The following is a 15,689-nucleotide window of genomic DNA, read 5'->3' as shown; positions in this document are numbered from 1 at the left end:
CGTCCGTCATGGGCTCTGTCTTTCCCAGACTGGTTGCTGACGTTTGGTTGGCTTCTATGGTTGTCGCATAGGCCGAAATCTGAGCGGTCAGCGTCTCCTCATCTAGGTCTTCACCGCCGACCTGGGCACGGTATTCGTCCGGCAGTTTCTGAACATCGGCCTTNGCGGCGTCTGCCAGAAGGATAAAGGCTTTNACCAAGGGAGNNACAACGCTGNTNCCATAGCTTTTGATATTGGTATAGGCACTGCCTGAGAGCTTGTCTTCATTGGCTAGGTTGTCAAAGGCACTGATGAGACTTTCAAAAGCAGCCGTATAACTGTCAGCCAGCGCCGCTACCGAGGTCGCCTGACTGTCAGAACTCCCTAAAACCATTTTTACCATTCCTAAAACCCTCTCTTGTTTCAATTTATTTATTATAGCATAAAAGAAAGGGCTTTGGCAGCTGCATTTGGAGATTAAAAAGAGAGAAGAGTTGGTTTTACGGCAGAAAGAGGGGGCGATGGGCTTTCAGAGCAGATTAAAAGAGCTTTGGATTTTCCAAAGCTCTTTGCTTTATTTTTTAGGGGTGTAGACCAAGTGCTCGTTGACGAAGGTGTCAAAGCCCAGTTGGCTGAGTTCACGGCCATAGCCAGAGTTCTTGATGCCGCCGAAGGGGAGTTCTGGCAGGGAGGCCCAGCCGGAATTGATAAAGGACATTCCGGTTTCGATTTGGGCAGCGACACGTTGGGCATGGTCAGGGTCGCTTGAGAAGACTGTCCCGCCAAGTCCGTAGCTGGAATCGTTCGCCAAGTCGATAGCTTCTTCCTCAGAAGCCACCTTATAGACGGAAGCCACAGGACCAAAGATTTCCTGATTGTAGATGGGATTGTCTTTGGTGATGCCTGTCAGGATGGTTGGCATGACAAAGTTACCTGGGTGGTCAATCGCTTCATTGCCATAGATGGCTTGGGCACCATGATCAAGCGCCAATTTGATTTGTTGGAGGACTTCCTCCTTGGCAGCTGCCGAGGACAGTGGAGCCAGTGTCGTATCGGCCGCCATAGGGTCTCCCCACTTAGCTGTCTTAAAGCCTTCGATGAGGATATCTAAGAACTTGTCATAATCTTTTTCTAAAACGATGAAGCGTTTGGAAGAGGTGCAGACCTGTCCGGCATTGTAAAGGCGGACATCAGGAAGTAAGGTCTTCAGTTCATCCCAGTTGGCATCATCTAAGATGATAAAGGCATCGTTGCCGCCTAATTCCATGGACGATTTTTTAAGGTGTTTGCCGGCCTCGGCAGCGATAGAGGCACCGCCGCGTTCAGAACCTGTCAGACAGACGCCGACAATTCTAGGGTCGGCGATGATGGCAGAAACCTGTCCATAGCTGGCAAAGAGATTCTTGAAGGCACCTGCTGGAACACCTGCTTCATTGACCAGGTCATCAAAGGCCTGACCAGATCCCGGACAGATGGAAGCGTGCTTTAGCACCATGGGATTGCCGATCATAAAGTTTGGTGCAAAGACGCGCATAATTTGGTAGAAGGGGAAATTCCAAGGTTCGACCGCCAAGAGAACACCGGTTGCCTGTTTGAGGTAGTAAGCGTCACCGCTGTCGGTTTCCAGAGGCTGTGGTGCTAGAAAGGCTTCTGCTTTGTCAGCATAGTAGTCAGCAATCGCTGCACAGAGGTCAATTTCTCCCTGAGCTTCTGTGAAGAGTTTTCCCATGTCCTTGGTCATGACTTCGGCGTATTTGTCGCGGTCACGGCGCAGTAAATCCGCTATTTTGTGGAGCTGGGCCTTGCGTTCCTGAAGGGCATCTTTCTTGCGCCAGTCTTTATAAAGGGCATGCGCAGTTGCCAGAGCTTGTTCAATCTCGGCATCGCTGATGGCGTCATAGGATTGCAATACCTCATTGGTATAGGGGTAGGTTGTCTGATAAGCCATTGTGTTCCTCCTTGAGTTTTTTCTTTCATTATAACACTTGAGAAACCGTTTTCAACCATTTAAAGACATCTCTTAGAAAAAGGTTTACATCAGCACCTGATTTCTGAGCGCATAGGCCACTCCTTCGTCACTGTGGCTGAGGGTAATCAGATCAGCTTCAGCTTTGACGGCTTGGGGAGCATTAGCCATAGCTACCCCGACTCCCGCCAGACGGATCATGGGCAGGTCGTTGAAATTATCGCCTAGGGCCATGGTGTTTTCTAAGGGTACCTGATAAAAGTCTGCCAGTTCTCGTAAGGCATTTTCCTTGGAGACTTTTTTGGAGGTCACCTCTAAATAATTCTCTTTGGAGAGATAGAAATCAGCATCCTTAAAATCGAGTTTGGTCAGATAATCAAAGAGCTCCTGAATAGTCTGAGCCTCTTCAACCAGCAGGAGTTTATGAATGGGCATGAGGACATCCAGCAGGGTTAAGGAGAGATTCTGCACCAGCGGTGTTTCCTTGGTAATGTCGGCTTCAATCTTGCTCCACTTGTCGGCCTGCTCGATAATCCAGTCAGCCTTGGAATAGAGGTTAATCGAAACTTGCGGAAACCTTTCTTTGACCGCATCGATAATGCGGCTGACCTCTTTTTTGTCTAAGCTGTGTTCTATCAAGGTTTGCCACTGCCCGGGCTGACCTTGGATAATCAGGGCGCCGTTGTAGCAGGCCATGGGCTTGCCTGTCAGACCTAGCTCTTGAGCGATAGGAAAGATGCCAAGAGGTGATCTCGCTGACGCCAGAACAAACGGAATCTCTCGCTTTTCCAATGCTTTCAAGGCTGGTTTTAGGTCAGGACCAATCTGGTGCTTGTGATCCAGTATGGTGCCGTCAATGTCACTAACGACTAGTTTGATTGCTGGGTCTGTCATCATAAGCTGCCTTTCATTCGTAAATCAATTGGAGTGTTTTCGGGATATGCTTAAGAAAATCAGGGGCCGGTTTGCGATCGCAAATCCAATAATCAACATCTGCCAGACTGCCTAAAATGTACTTGGAAGACTTCAGGCATTTGTCTTGTTCTGCCAAAAGGACTTTGACTTTGGCTTGTTTCAGCACCCTTTTTTTTAGCTCTTTATCAGCTTCGTCTTCAAAACTAATCTGCCCGTCGTTTAGACCGGCTGCCCCGATAAAGGCGATGTCAAAGTTGAGATTTTGGAGAGACTGAGCCTGACTGATGTCATAGTAGAAGCGATTGCGGGGATAAAACTTTCCGCCCATCAGGTGAAAATCCAGCTTGGGTTTTTGGCTCATCATAATGGCATTGTCCAAGGAGTGAGAATAGACTGTCAGTTCCTGGTCGGTCAGCTGAGCCAACTGCAGTACAATCGTCGAGACATCGAAGAAGCAGAGCTGCTGAGGCCGTAAGAACTGTCTGGCGAGGCTGGCAATCTTCTTTTTTTCTGCTGTAAAGGCGTGGAGGCGGTCGTTAAAAGCAGGAATCTGACTGCTGGTTGCTAAGGGCAGGATGCCGCCGTGTGTCCGCTGCACCAGCTGCCGCTGGCTTAGCAGGGCAAAGTCTCTGCGAATGGTATCTTTAGATACTTGAAAGTAGTCTACCATTTCCTTAGCAGATAGCTCTTTTTGTTCCTGCAAAAGTTCTAACATTTTGTTTAAACGCTGTTCTTGGTACATAGGTCTCCTTTTGCTGCTATTATAACACACGCCATAAGTTTTTAAAAGTTATTTTAAGTTATTTTAAGTTATTTTAAGTCTTTTTTGGGTTAAAAATCACCTTCTGGAAACAGAAGGTGATTGGTTTAAGCCATCAAAGTCAGATAGTAGCGGGTGATCTCTTTTTCATCAATCGGCTGGCGCTGCTGCAGCCACCAGCTGGCGGTTTCTATGAAAGTGGATGTCACATAGTGCTCTAAAAAGGGCAGGGGGAGGTCTGCTTTCTTTGGGCTTAGCTGCTCTCTAACCAAGGGAAAGAGGTAATAGCTCAGCTGCTCTTTGAGGCGGCTGAGAAAGTAGCTGTTTTTTGAGAGAAGGAGGGTGGCGATTCTGTCCTGATTTTTACGGAAATGAGAGAAGATGTGGGCAGTCAGCCCAAAAAGATCCTTGTCTTCCTGCCTCTCAATAAAGGTATGCTGGAAGAGCTCCTGACAGAGCTCTTCCAAGAGGGCCTCTTTGGTATCAAAGTGGGCATAGAAGGTTGATCGGCCGACATTGGCCAAATCAATAATTTCTTGGACGGTCATCTTGTCATAGGCCTTCTGGTTGAGGAGGCTGATGAAGGCCTGATAAATAGCTGTTTTTGATTTTTGAATACGTCTGTCCATAGTAATTTCCGTACAATTTGGGCAGATTGTCCCGTTCGGAACAAAGCGGCCTTATTGTAGCTTGCTTCCTTTCTCAAATTGTCAGATAATATTATCGAACAAGGTGTTTGTTTTCATATTCATTATACTATAAGTCAGGAGGTTTGTATGTCATCAAGTCGCAAGATGTGGGTTGCTTTTACGCTTAATTTTGTTTTCTCTCTGCTAGAGTTTGTTTTTGGTGCCCTCTTTCATTCGAGTGCGGTTTTCGCTGATGCGGTCCATGATTTGGGAGATGCCTGTGCGATTGGGATGTCAGCCTTTCTGGAGAAGGTCTCCACACGAGAAGAAGACAGTCGCTATAGCTTAGGTTACAAGCGTTTCAGCCTTTTAGGAGCCATATTGACGTCTCTGATTCTTATCAGCGGTTCCATTTTTGTCTTATTTGAAAATGTCCCCAAACTGTTTGCGCCAGAAAGGGTTAACTACGATGGGATGCTTCTTTTGGGGCTTGCGGCTATTGCGGTCAATGTTTTGGCGGCTCGTATCGTCAGTCACGGAAAGAGTCAAAATGAAAAAATTCTCAGCCTGCATTTTCTGGAAGATATCTTAGGCTGGTTAGCTGTGATTGTCGTTTCGATTGTCTTGCATTTCACGTCTTGGTATTTTTTAGATCCGCTGCTGTCTTTGGTTATTGCGCTTTATATCTTAAGCAAGGCCCTGCCTAAATGTTGGTATCATCTGGCTATTTTCCTAGACCGAGTGCCTGGCGATGTGGATTTGGCTGAACTGAAAGAGGCGCTTTTATCTCTGGAAAATGTCACCCAAGTGACCCAGCTCAATATCTGGACCCTAGATGGTCTGGAAAGATTAGCCATGGTTCATCTTTGTCTCAAGAATCTCCAAGACGCACAGAGAACCCGCCGGATAGTTCATGAGCTGATGAAGACCTATCATATTCAAACGGTCACTATCGAAATCGATCAGGATATTCAAGATCATCAACGTTACTGTCAAAATCGTCCCTAGTCAGCTAGGGACGATTTTTTGCAGTCAGCAGTGAGAAGGAAAAACCTCCTGATCTTTTTGTTAAAATGGGAGAAAGTGATTTTTTTGAAAAAAATTGTCCAAAAGGCTTGCTTGTGACCTTGGGTCGTATCGTAAGATGATGTCAGAAAGGAGAAAAAATGTCAGCATTTACAACAGGTGAACTTGCCAAGGCTTGTCAGGTCTCTGTCAGAACCGTTCAATATTATGATCAGAGAGGAATTCTTCGGCCCTCTGCTTTCAGTCAAGGAGGCCGCCGTCTCTATGATGAGAAGGATTTGCAGCGCCTGCAGCTGATTTGCTTTTTAAGAGATCTTGATTTTTCTATTGAACAGATCAGGAAGATTCTTGATGAAGACAATCGCTCAAAGGTCTTGACTGTTATTCTTGACCAACAGATTAAGGATTTGAGGGAGGAGGTTGACAAAAAACGGCAAAAACTTGACAGTCTTGTCAACCTGTCTAAAGACCTTAGCCTATGGGAAGACCTGTCTGAAGATTCTCTGACAGATGTGACAATTAAAATGAGAACAAACCAAAAACAACGGCATTTATATGTCTTGATGATTAGCTTAGGCATGTTTGGCAATGTGCTTTTATGGGGCAGTTTATGGTTGAGTTTTGTGTGGGGCAGTATTTTTCCAGCCATCATTGGTTTTCTGTTATCAAGCGTCTATGTGAGTTTTCTAGTACGCTATTTCTACCGACAGGTAGCCTATATCTGTCCGGAATGCCACCGGATTTTTAGACCGCCTTTTAAATCATTTTTCTTAGCCAGTCACACCCCTAGAACCCGAAAATTGACCTGCCCTCAATGTCACAAACGCAGCCATTGTATTGAAATTATGGCTGTTAATCAGGAGGAAACACATGTCTTATAAATTACTGATTCCGATATTACTGTTCGCTTTTGCTTACCTAGCTTTCTGCCGGCTTTGGTCGTTGAAGTGTTCATCATCTTATCGGGTGTGTTGACGGGCAGTCAGATGGGCAAGTGGTTGCCCAGCAATCTTTTATCCTTGAGTACTTACTTTGAGAAGGGCGTTGTCCTTTCTGAGAGTCCTTTTCTTTGGATACTTGGGCTGATGGTGCTATTGAGCTTATTAGGCCTTCATCTGCTTCGTCTATCCTACGATAATCGTTGATCGCAAAAGCGTCTGGTTAATCTAATCAGATGCTTTTTGATTAAAATAGCTTTTATTTGCGCCACTTTGTTTAAAAAGGCGTATAATGTAGGCAAGAAAGGAGTTTTTCTGCGTTTCATCAGAAGATTTAGAGAAGGTGATATGCTATGAGCAGTGAGTTTAAAGAATCAATCCAGAAATTAGAGACCTATGTCGCTGATAATGTCTATCAGGCAGCCGGCACAAGCCCGTCGGGGCTGACCTCTGATCAAGTGGCTAAAAGGCGCAAGGAATACGGATTTAACCGTCTTAAAGAGGTCAAAGGTGAGTCTGTTATGATGACCTTTATCAAGAATTTCACCAGTATGATGGCTCTTCTGTTATGGATTGGCGGTGCGGTAGCTTTCTTTAGCGGAACACTTGAATTAGGAGTTGCCATCTGGATGGTTAATCTTATCAATGGTCTCTTCTCCTTTTTCCAAGAATATCGCGCCAGTCAGGCGACAGAAGCTCTGAAAAAGATGCTGCCCTCCTATGCAAGGGTCATTCGAGATGGCAGAGAGGATAAAATCTTAGCAGAAGAATTAGTCCCCGGTGATGTCATGCTGATTGAAGAAGGAGACGCCATCTCAGCAGACGGCCGAATCGTTTCTGCCACAGATCTGCAGGTCAATCAATCAGCCCTGACTGGAGAATCTAATCCGGTTCGTAAGAATAGCAATCCTGTCTTAGACGACAAGACAGACAGACTGGAATTTAAAAATACCGTTTTTGCAGGAACCAGTGTTTCAAATGGCAGTGCGACGGTCGTTGTGTCTAGGATTGGTATGGAGACGGAATTCGGGAAGATAGCTGACCTGACTCAGTCTATGGAGGAGGAAAAAAGCCCTCTGCAGAGAGAGCTGGATAAGCTGACCAAACAGATTTCTCTAATTGCTGTTTCTGTGGGAATTTTCTTCTTTATAGCCGCTGTCTTTTTCGTCAAACAGCCACTTGCTCAGGCCTTTGTTTTTGCTCTGGGAATGATTGTGGCCTTTATCCCTGAAGGGTTGTTGCCGACGGTGACTCTTTCTCTGGCAATGGCCGTTCAGCGGATGGCCAAAGAGCATGCCTTGGTTAAGAAGCTCTCTTCTGTCGAAACGCTGGGGGCAACTTCAGTCATCTGCTCTGACAAGACCGGTACCTTAACGCAGAATGAGATGACAGTCAATCATCTTTGGACGCTGAAACAGGAATATGAGGTCAGCGGGCAAGGTTACGAAGCGAAGGGAGCTATTGAAAGAGACGGTCGCCCTGTCAATCCTGAGACAGAAGAGGGGCTCGATTTTCTCTTAAGAGCAGCCACCCTTTGCTCCAATGCTCGAGTCCTAGCACCGACAGCAGATAATCCCCGTTATTCTGTATTGGGGGATCCGACAGAGGCCTGTCTGAACGTTGTGGCTGAGAAGGCGGGTATCAATCTCGAGGAAAATAAGGCATGGGCTCCGCGTATTCGGGAGCTGCCCTTTGATTCCAGCAGAAAACGGATGACGACTATTCACCGGCTGAAGCAAGCGGTGAATGGCGCCCGTTTTATCTCGCTTACTAAAGGCGCTCCTAAAGAGACATCTGATCTTTGTAGCAGTGTTTATGAGAATGGTCAGCTGAGAGAGCTGACGGATCAGGAGAGAAGCCGTATTATGGAGGCCAATGATGCCTATGCCCGTCAGGGCTTACGGGTCTTGGCTGTTGCTTATCGTGACTTGGATAAGGCCTCTCACCTGCCTCAGGCGCTGTCCGCTTACACCGCTGAACAGATTGAAGCTGACATGACTTTTCTCGGTCTTGTGGTTATGGCTGATCCGCCAAGAGAAGAGGTGGCCGCAGCTGTTGCCCTTTGCCATCAGGCGAGTATCCGTATTGTCATGGTGACTGGCGACTATGGTCTGACAGCTGTCAGCATTGCCAAGCGGATTGGTATTGTCCGTGGCGCTAATCCGCGCGTGGTAACTGGTCTGGAACTCAAAGAGATGTCCGATCAGGAGCTGAAAGACATTCTTTCTGATGAGGTTGTCTTTGCCCGTGTGGCCCCAGAGCAGAAATACCGTGTGGTGACTGCCCTTCAGGAATTAGGACATGTTGTCGCAGTGACTGGTGATGGTGTGAATGATGCCCCCGCCCTTAAAAAGGCTGATATCGGTGTCGCTATGGGGATTACAGGGACAGATGTTGCTAAGGAATCCGCAGATATGATTCTGACAGACGATAATTTTGCTTCTATTGTGCGGGCGGTTGAAGAGGGCCGTGCGGTTTACACGAATATTCAAAAATTCTTAACCTATATCTTTAACAGCAATACCTCAGAAGCGGTGCCTTCAGCAGCCTTTCTATTCTCAAAAGGAGCTATCCCCCTGCCTTTAACGGTCATGCAGATTCTAGCCATTGATTTGGGGACAGATATGCTGCCTGCCCTAGGTTTGGGTGTGGAAGATCCAGAGGCAGGGATCATGCAGCGCCCTCCGAGGAAAAAGACAGATGCTTTGCTTAACCGTAAATTGCTGGTTAAGGCCTTTATCTGGTATGGTCTGATGGAAGCTACGATTGCTATGGGAGCCTTCTTCTTTACCTATGCTCTCGCAGGCGGTCTAGGGGGAGACTTAGCAGCCAGCGGTCAGCTGTATCGGCAGGCAACGACCATGACTCTGGGAGCTATCATCTTCTGTCAGCTGGGCATGGTTATGAATACACGTACGCAGCGTGCGTCAGCTTTTACAATCGGTCTGTTGTCAAATAAAACCATCAATTTTGGGATGTTTTTTGAAATTTTCTTGTTCTGTCTCTTAGCTTACCTGCCGATTTGCCACGGTCTTTTCAATACCGCTGCGATTGGCTGGCAGCATTGGCTCTACTTGCTTTTGTGTCCGCTGCCAATCTTAGGCATTGAAGAAATCCGAAAAGCTTATCTCAGGAAACGGACGTAAGAGCTTATTTCACTAAGGAGGGGAAAAATGAAGATAATTATTGTTGGCTGCGGCCGTCTGGGATCAGGCTTGGCCAATGAACTCAGTTCAGAAGGAAACGATGTGGCCGTGATTACAGCTGATAAATGCCGTTTGGCCGCATTGGAAAGTGATTTTACGGGGCAGAGCTTCCTTGGGGTCGAATTTGATCGAGATATCCTACAAACCGCTGGAATTGATAAGGCAGACAGCCTGATTGCCTGTACGCAGAGTGATGATACCAATGCTTTGGTTGCCCGAATTGCCAAGGAGTATTATCAGGTGCCCAAAGTGATCGCCCGCCTTTATGACTCCAGCAAGGTTGATTTGTATAATGCGCTGGGGATTCAGGTTCTTGCGACAACACAGTGGGGAGTCGAACGCGCCAAAAAGCTGCTGACCTTTGAACATGTGGATACTGTGCTGAGTTTGGGGAATGGCCACTCGACTGTTGAGGTTGTTCGTCTGGTGGTTCCACCGTTGCTGGATCACAAGCGGATTGCAGATGTAGTGCCCATTCATGAAGTACGGGTCGTGGCGCTCAGCCGGAAGAATGAAACCTTTATTCCCAATGACCAGACCATGTTGCACTCACGAGATATCTTACACGTGGCTGCACCGACAGAAGCGGTTGCCAGTCTAAGAGATCTGATTCTGGTATAAGGAGGCGTTCGCATGAGAATTATTATTGTTGGCTGTGGAAAAGTAGGGGCTTATGTTGCCAAACAGCTGCTGGACTCCCACCATCAGGTAACGGTTATTGAAGAGAAGGAGGCGATTCTGGCTAAAAATCAGCTGGATCTGCCAAATGCCGATTATCGCCTAGGAGATGGGACTAGTCCGGTTTTGTTAGAAAAATGTGCGATTGATCAGGTAGATGCTATTGCCTATCTGACAGGGCAAGACGATGTCAATCTGGTCGGGTCGACAGTGGCTAAATTTAATTACGGCGTTCCCAGAGTGGTGGCGCGTGTCAATAATCCTAAAAATGAGTGGCTCTTTGATGCGAATATGGGGGTGGACAGTCAGGTCAGCCAAGCCAGTCTTTTAGCCAGCGTCATTATCAATGAGTTTAACATGGACAGCGCTGTGACCCTAATGAAGCTCAATCATGACGAAAATGCCATCGTTGAATTGACGGTTCCCAAAGGGTCTTCTGTCGAGCAGGTAGCCATCAAAGATTTAGCAATTCCGGCGGATACTATCTTGATTGCAGTTCACCGTCAGGGAGAAAATATTATTCCTAACGGCCAGACTGTCTTGCAGGCCAAAGATCATATTTTAGCTTATACCAACAGCTCAGGCCAAAAGCAGCTGGAAGCTCTCTTTACTTAAAAAACGACCCTAGGGTCGTTTTAATGCGGTTTTCGTTTCTGCGGCTCCCTTCTGCCAGATGGTTTGCAGACATTTCAGAAGAGGAAGCAGCCTGCTTTTGTTGGTTTTCAGGTAGGTGGCATAGAAAGCTACCGAAGCCGTTTCATCAGTAATGGGGAGCTTTTTTCTCAGCCCTTGTGACTGAGAAAGGGGGGCTTGATTAAAAGGAGAGAGATTAGTTGAGAAGAAGGGAAAAGCCGAGTACTGGGTCAGCTCCGACAGAGCGGTCAAGTCCTCCTGATACAGGAATTTAGCTTCGGGGATTGCCTCTTGAATAAGCTTTTTCCAAATCCCAATATCGGTCAGTACGACAAAACTCATGCCCTTAAGATCCTGAAAAGTGACCTGAGACTGGCTGGCTAATTGAGTGAAGGGATCGAGATTAACCTCTAAACTTTCTGTTCCCAGATAGAAGGATTCAATCTGGTCAGACTGTATTTCCTGATGAGAAATCACGAGGTTAAAACGGTGGTTGAGCAGAACCTCTTCGCTTTTTTCAGGTGGCAGTAAATCGGCAGACCATTCAAGAGCTTCTCTCTCTTCTTTGGGCAGATGCTTGACAAGAAAAAGAGGGCCAGGGGCAACCGAAGTAAGGGTCATGTGCTGCTGTGAATACTCAAAAGCCTGAACTTTTTGGATAAAGGCTTCCTGAGACGCAAGAAGTTTTTTAGCCTCTGTGGCTGCCAGCTGACCAGTCTGCGTCAAGTGGATTTTGTTAGGCTTCCGCTCAAAAAGCGTGACACCGAGCAGGTCTTCCAGCTTCTGCATATTACGTGTTACACTGGGCTGGGTAATCATCAAGCGCTGAGCCGTTTCTGCTAGAGTGCCTGTTTCTGAAAATACGACGAACTGTTCAAGTAGGTAGGGGTCTATCATAGCAAATCCTTCCAGTATACGTTAAGTGTATACTAACATACTTAAGAAGTCATTTTCAAGTGGGAATGCTAGGTTTATAATAAAAACATCTAAATAGAAATAGAGGTGACATCCTATGCAAACAATCACATTAAACAACGGTGTGGAAATGCCTCAGCTCGGTTTCGGTGTTTTTCAGGTGACCGATCTGAAAGAATGCGAAGAAGCGGTTCTGAATGCGATTAAGGCTGGCTATCGCTTATTTGATACAGCAGCTGCTTATGGCAATGAGGAAGCTGTTGGCCGTGCCATCAAAAAAAGTGATATCCCTAGAGAAGCATTTTTCATTACCACAAAGCTTTGGGTATCCGATGCCAATTATGAAAAGGCAGGAAAGGCACTTGATCGCTCACTTGAGAAGCTCGGCTTGGACTATTTGGACCTTTATCTGATGCACCAGCCTTACGGCGATGTGGCTGGAGCTTGGCGTGCAATGGAAGAAGCTTATCAAGCAGGAAAAGTGCGCGCCATCGGTCTGTCAAATTTTTACCCAGACCAATATCAAAACTTAGTGTTGATGAGTGAGGTTAAACCTGCAGTCAATCAAATCGAAATCAATCCTTTCTTTCAGCAGCAGGAAGACCTTGCCTTTTTCCAATCAGAAGATGTCGTTGCAGAAGCTTGGGCTCCTTTTGCAGAAGGTAAGGATGGCATTTTCACCAATGAAACCATTGCATCAATCGCCGCAGCCTATGGCAAGTCGACAGGTCAAGTTATCCTGCGCTGGCTGCTCCAGAGAGGCATTGTTGTGATTCCGAAGTCAGTTCGTCCGGAACGGATGGCGGAAAATATAGATGTCTTTGATTTTGAATTAAGCGATGAGGATATGGCGCTGATGAGCCAGCTGGACAGGAATCAGAGTCAATTCTTTGACCACCGTGATCCAGTAGCCATCGAACATATTTTTGGCACCAGCCTGGCTCAGTTAAAAAACTAAGAAGCGCTTAGAGTAAACCAAAAGCCCCTTAGGGGATTTTTTGATATTAGGAGAAATAAATGATAAAACTGCAGTCAAAACGATAGAGAGACAGTTGTTATTTGCTGATTAACACTAATGTTTAAATTATCACAAAGCCGTAACCAGTCCTTGTCTTTTTTGTCGTGATTCTGTAACAGTTTTCTTCTAAAATCCTCATTAAGGAGGGGGTTGACAGAAGAAAGCAGTCTTTATCAAAGAGTGTAGTGCATGAAAATAAAGGATAAGTTTTAGGAGAAACCATTAAGATAATGAATTGTGACTTATCTTTCATGCCTTGACATTTGACATTATTTAGGGGATAAAAGGAGAAATCGTTATGCGTCATTATCTAAAATGGTTTATTTTAATTGTGGCTGTTACAGTGGCCTTTGGCAGTGTTTGGCAGTCGGAAGCTTGGGGACGTAATCGTTCTACTTCAAGTATTCAAGTGACGAAAACCAGTCTTGTTTTGGAGAATTATGAATTTGGTCCTGGCGTTTCAAAGGTTGTTTTGGAGACCAATGCCAATGTGAGAGGAGTAGCCCTTCAGTCGGATACTAGTGTGACAACAGCGGGTGTTGCCCGTCAGGTTAAAGGGGCTTACCTGTCTGATGCACAAGGCAATGCCCAAAACGGCAGCAGCCGTTACCTCACCTTAGAGTTGGAAGTGGGCTATAATCCGGACGATCCTAGTCAGTCAGCCTCACCTCTGACATTTGATTTGAGTACCTATCGCAACAAATGGGTATCTTCCTACGTGGTTGTCGTCTCTAATCTCAGCTTGAGAGGAGAACGGAATCGCAGAAACCAGTTAGTCAGCTCCGAACAGGAGGCCATTGCCAATAAAATCACACCAACGGCCGATCGTTTTTCAGAACGCGGAACCAGCAGCCTAGCTTACGCTGCTTACCAACCGCAAAATGCTGCAGGCGGTGAGAAGAATCCGCTGATTGTCTGGCTGCATGGGATCGGTGAAGCAGGGACAGACCTTAATTTGCCACTGTTGGCAAGTGAGGTGACTGCCCTGACACAGGACCCCATTCAGAGCCATTTCAGCTCGACAGGGACAGGTTCTCAAAAAGGGGCTCACGTCTTAGTGCCGCAATCACCGAGTGCTTGGGTTGATGATTCCTTTAATTCACAGTACGCTGAAAGTCTGAAAGCAACCATTGATGCCTATGTCAGCAGCCATCCAGATGTCGATGCCAATCGGATTTACCTCGCAGGTGCATCCAACGGTGGCGGCATGACGCTTAAAATGGGGACAAGCTATCCAGACTATTTTGCAGCTTTGATTCCGATTGCATCCCCTTACCCTTATCAAACTCAAGATGATCAGGGCAAGACCGTGTACCGTTTGGATGATGCGACTAAGAATAGTCTGAAAGACCAGCCGATGTGGCTGATTCATACGGCAAACGATGCGTCCATTACACCAGACAGCAGCGCTCTACCATTTTACAAGGCCATCATTGACAGCGGCGCTGAAAATAAATGGATTTCCTACTATGAAAGTGCGATTGGAACGGACTTGCCGGGCACCAACTACAATGGTCATTGGTCTTGGATTTACTTCTTTAATGATCAGGTGACAGGGGTTCAAAACACGTCCAACGTGGCGTCAATGGATGGTCTGTCTGGTCTGGTAGCCACCAATCCAACACAGGGCGGTGACAGCAAGGCGACTGTCAAGGGCATCCAATACAGTAATATCTTTGACTGGATGAACGCCCAGAGCAGATAATAAAAAGGACTGATTCAGTCCTTTTTATTATGAAAAATCGCGGATGTTCTGATTAGGGTCTGGGTGAGGGATTTGATAGCGTTCGCGGGCTCTGCGGCGATTCTTTATGCTGAACTGCATCATCAAGCGGTTGAGAACAATCAAGATTAAGACCAAAACCAGCTGCTGGTGCCGAAAGAAAAGCATGAGGCCCAAGGCCAGGGCCAAGGTCAGGCCATACTGGAGCCAGGCCTTTTTGGTCAGACGGTAGATGTCTTGATTGTAAGGGGAGGTGGCGAGTACCCCGGCGTAAAAACTGATAATGCCACAGAAGAATAGGATAAAGCCCAGATCAGCATGGTGGTGGTCAGCCAAAAATTCCGTGCCTACCGTAAAGACATTAACCCCGATAAAAATCAGCAGATGGGCGTAGAAGAGGGCTGTAGAAGCTGTTTCCTGATGATGGTTGAGATTTAAAAAAGTTTGTCCCATGTAAAAGACAAAGAGGGTGGCCATCCCGAAAAAGAAAAGGGCACCAAGAAAGAGACTGTCGCTCAAGGGGTAGGTCTTGATAATCCCGATGACCGTCTCGCCAAAGGTCAAAATAGTCACCAGCTGCAGCCGTTCCACAGCATGGGGAAAATTAACCGAACGATGGTCAAAGTATCTCTGCGTCAAGAGTGGCAATAGGTTAGGAATCAGATAGATTCCCATGGTCCAAAGATTAACAGGAATGAGCCCCAAGGCAAAGCCTGCCGGAGCCAGGGCGAAGATAATCTGCGTCCACATGCTGAGCTTGATGTCCTGAGAAAAGCCAAGTTTTCGCCCCTTTAAAAAATGTTGCAGCGCAATAATGGCATAGGCTGCCATCAAGAGAAGATTAAAGATTCGGACAACCGAGCTGCCGGCATAAAAATGATCAAAATCCACATCAAAGTTGAGGGCGATATTGCCAATGACAAACATCAGTGCAATGATGGTGTAGATATCATGAATCCTCGAATCCCCATATTTGTTAAAATAAAAAACTTCGTTGATCCAGACATTAAAGAGAATAATATTGGCCATGATAAAGGCAAAAATCTCCATACCGCCAATGTGGCTGATATGCATGGCTGACGTCAGCTGACCGATGGCCAAGACAACAGCCAGGTCAAAAAAGAGTTCGTAATTCGACACACGCTTGGATAAAATCTTAGGCATGTTTTCCTCCTAAATCGTTATCTGAGTTATTATAACATAGAAAAAGAGCCTGGGACAAAAATCCCTAGGCTTGTCATATAAATAGCTGCAACAGTTTGACGCAGTGGTTGATTGGAAGTCCTTATCCCTAATCAACTGT

At 46.4% G+C, this 15,689-nt stretch carries 13 protein-coding genes; 7 read left to right on the top strand and 6 right to left on the bottom strand.

Going from position 1 to position 15,689, the window contains the following annotated elements:
* Window positions 1–553 precede the first annotated feature (553 nt).
* The 4 genes from A3GY_RS0109035 to A3GY_RS0109020 all read right to left on the bottom strand — a co-directional run bounded on the left by A3GY_RS0109035 (window position 554) and on the right by A3GY_RS0109020 (window position 4,249).
* Complete coding sequence (locus A3GY_RS0109035) at window positions 554–1,927, bottom strand: NAD-dependent succinate-semialdehyde dehydrogenase (RefSeq protein ID WP_018031079.1); 1,374 nt, start codon at window positions 1,925–1,927, stop codon at window positions 554–556.
* Between the two features lie 84 nt (window positions 1,928–2,011).
* Window positions 2,012–2,839, bottom strand: coding sequence for a Cof-type HAD-IIB family hydrolase (locus tag A3GY_RS0109030; protein ID WP_026162005.1), 828 nt, complete (start codon window positions 2,837–2,839; stop codon window positions 2,012–2,014).
* A gap of 13 nt (window positions 2,840–2,852) precedes the next feature.
* Window positions 2,853–3,602, bottom strand: coding sequence for a DeoR/GlpR family DNA-binding transcription regulator (locus A3GY_RS0109025; protein ID WP_018031077.1), 750 nt, complete (start codon window positions 3,600–3,602; stop codon window positions 2,853–2,855).
* A gap of 125 nt (window positions 3,603–3,727) precedes the next feature.
* Window positions 3,728–4,249: a TetR/AcrR family transcriptional regulator gene (locus tag A3GY_RS0109020; protein ID WP_018031076.1), complete on the bottom strand. Its 522-nt coding sequence runs from the start codon at window positions 4,247–4,249 to the stop codon at window positions 3,728–3,730.
* Window positions 4,250–4,396: 147 nt separating this feature from the next.
* Here A3GY_RS0109020 and A3GY_RS0109015 point away from each other — a divergent pair, with 147 nt between their 5' ends.
* The 5 genes from A3GY_RS0109015 to A3GY_RS0108995 all read left to right on the top strand — a co-directional run bounded on the left by A3GY_RS0109015 (window position 4,397) and on the right by A3GY_RS0108995 (window position 10,712).
* Complete coding sequence (locus A3GY_RS0109015) at window positions 4,397–5,257, top strand: cation diffusion facilitator family transporter (RefSeq protein WP_018031075.1); 861 nt, start codon at window positions 4,397–4,399, stop codon at window positions 5,255–5,257.
* A gap of 158 nt (window positions 5,258–5,415) precedes the next feature.
* Window positions 5,416–6,156: a MerR family transcriptional regulator gene (locus tag A3GY_RS0109010; RefSeq protein ID WP_018031074.1), complete on the top strand. Its 741-nt coding sequence runs from the start codon at window positions 5,416–5,418 to the stop codon at window positions 6,154–6,156.
* Window positions 6,157–6,566: 410 nt separating this feature from the next.
* On the top strand, window positions 6,567–9,359 hold the full coding sequence (locus A3GY_RS0109005) for a cation-translocating P-type ATPase (RefSeq protein ID WP_018031073.1): 2,793 nt from the start codon (window positions 6,567–6,569) through the stop codon (window positions 9,357–9,359).
* A gap of 27 nt (window positions 9,360–9,386) precedes the next feature.
* Window positions 9,387–10,040, top strand: a complete 654-nt coding sequence (locus A3GY_RS0109000; protein ID WP_018031072.1) for a potassium channel family protein — start codon at window positions 9,387–9,389, stop codon at window positions 10,038–10,040.
* A 12-nt stretch (window positions 10,041–10,052) separates the two neighbouring features.
* Entirely contained in the window at window positions 10,053–10,712 is a 660-nt protein-coding gene (locus A3GY_RS0108995) for a potassium channel family protein (RefSeq protein ID WP_018031071.1), read from the top strand.
* Window positions 10,713–10,721: 9 nt separating this feature from the next.
* On the opposite strand, the gene A3GY_RS09835 is transcribed toward A3GY_RS0108995, so the two are convergent.
* Window positions 10,722–11,627 carry a LysR family transcriptional regulator gene (locus A3GY_RS09835; RefSeq protein ID WP_018031070.1) on the bottom strand — a complete coding sequence of 302 codons (906 nt, stop codon included), beginning with the start codon at window positions 11,625–11,627 and terminating at the stop codon, window positions 10,722–10,724.
* 115 nt (window positions 11,628–11,742) lie between these two features.
* Here A3GY_RS09835 and A3GY_RS0108985 point away from each other — a divergent pair, with 115 nt between their 5' ends.
* Window positions 11,743–12,603, top strand: a complete 861-nt coding sequence (locus tag A3GY_RS0108985) for an aldo/keto reductase (RefSeq protein ID WP_018031069.1) — start codon at window positions 11,743–11,745, stop codon at window positions 12,601–12,603.
* A 358-nt stretch (window positions 12,604–12,961) separates the two neighbouring features.
* Entirely contained in the window at window positions 12,962–14,368 is a 1,407-nt protein-coding gene (locus A3GY_RS0108980; RefSeq protein WP_018031068.1) for a prolyl oligopeptidase family serine peptidase, read from the top strand.
* A 27-nt stretch (window positions 14,369–14,395) separates the two neighbouring features.
* On the opposite strand, the gene A3GY_RS0108975 is transcribed toward A3GY_RS0108980, so the two are convergent.
* The gene (locus A3GY_RS0108975; protein ID WP_018031067.1) at window positions 14,396–15,550 is read right to left on the bottom strand and encodes a low temperature requirement protein A; all 1,155 of its coding nucleotides are present in this window, start codon (window positions 15,548–15,550) and stop codon (window positions 14,396–14,398) included.
* Between the last annotated feature and the right edge of the window lie 139 nt (window positions 15,551–15,689).

Source organism: Streptococcus ferus DSM 20646 (assembly GCF_000372425.1).
In the GTDB taxonomy this organism is placed as follows: domain Bacteria; phylum Bacillota; class Bacilli; order Lactobacillales; family Streptococcaceae; genus Streptococcus; species Streptococcus ferus.
This window is presented reverse-complemented; position numbering and strand designations above follow the sequence as displayed.

Bases quoted from the DNA above. Each gene is read 5' to 3' on its own strand.
- A3GY_RS0109035 (WP_018031079.1), bottom strand. From the start codon at position 1,927: ATGGCTTATCAGACAACCTACCCCTATACCAATGAGGTATTGCAATCC.
- A3GY_RS0109030 (WP_026162005.1), bottom strand. From the start codon at position 2,839: ATGACAGACCCAGCAATCAAACTAGTCGTTAGTGACATTGACGGCACC.
- A3GY_RS0109025 (WP_018031077.1), bottom strand. From the start codon at position 3,602: ATGTACCAAGAACAGCGTTTAAACAAAATGTTAGAACTTTTGCAGGAA.
- A3GY_RS0109020 (WP_018031076.1), bottom strand. From the start codon at position 4,249: ATGGACAGACGTATTCAAAAATCAAAAACAGCTATTTATCAGGCCTTC.
- A3GY_RS0109015 (WP_018031075.1), top strand. From the start codon at position 4,397: ATGTCATCAAGTCGCAAGATGTGGGTTGCTTTTACGCTTAATTTTGTT.
- A3GY_RS0109010 (WP_018031074.1), top strand. From the start codon at position 5,416: ATGTCAGCATTTACAACAGGTGAACTTGCCAAGGCTTGTCAGGTCTCT.
- A3GY_RS0109005 (WP_018031073.1), top strand. From the start codon at position 6,567: ATGAGCAGTGAGTTTAAAGAATCAATCCAGAAATTAGAGACCTATGTC.
- A3GY_RS0109000 (WP_018031072.1), top strand. From the start codon at position 9,387: ATGAAGATAATTATTGTTGGCTGCGGCCGTCTGGGATCAGGCTTGGCC.
- A3GY_RS0108995 (WP_018031071.1), top strand. From the start codon at position 10,053: ATGAGAATTATTATTGTTGGCTGTGGAAAAGTAGGGGCTTATGTTGCC.
- A3GY_RS09835 (WP_018031070.1), bottom strand. From the start codon at position 11,627: ATGATAGACCCCTACCTACTTGAACAGTTCGTCGTATTTTCAGAAACA.
- A3GY_RS0108985 (WP_018031069.1), top strand. From the start codon at position 11,743: ATGCAAACAATCACATTAAACAACGGTGTGGAAATGCCTCAGCTCGGT.
- A3GY_RS0108980 (WP_018031068.1), top strand. From the start codon at position 12,962: ATGCGTCATTATCTAAAATGGTTTATTTTAATTGTGGCTGTTACAGTG.
- A3GY_RS0108975 (WP_018031067.1), bottom strand. From the start codon at position 15,550: ATGCCTAAGATTTTATCCAAGCGTGTGTCGAATTACGAACTCTTTTTT.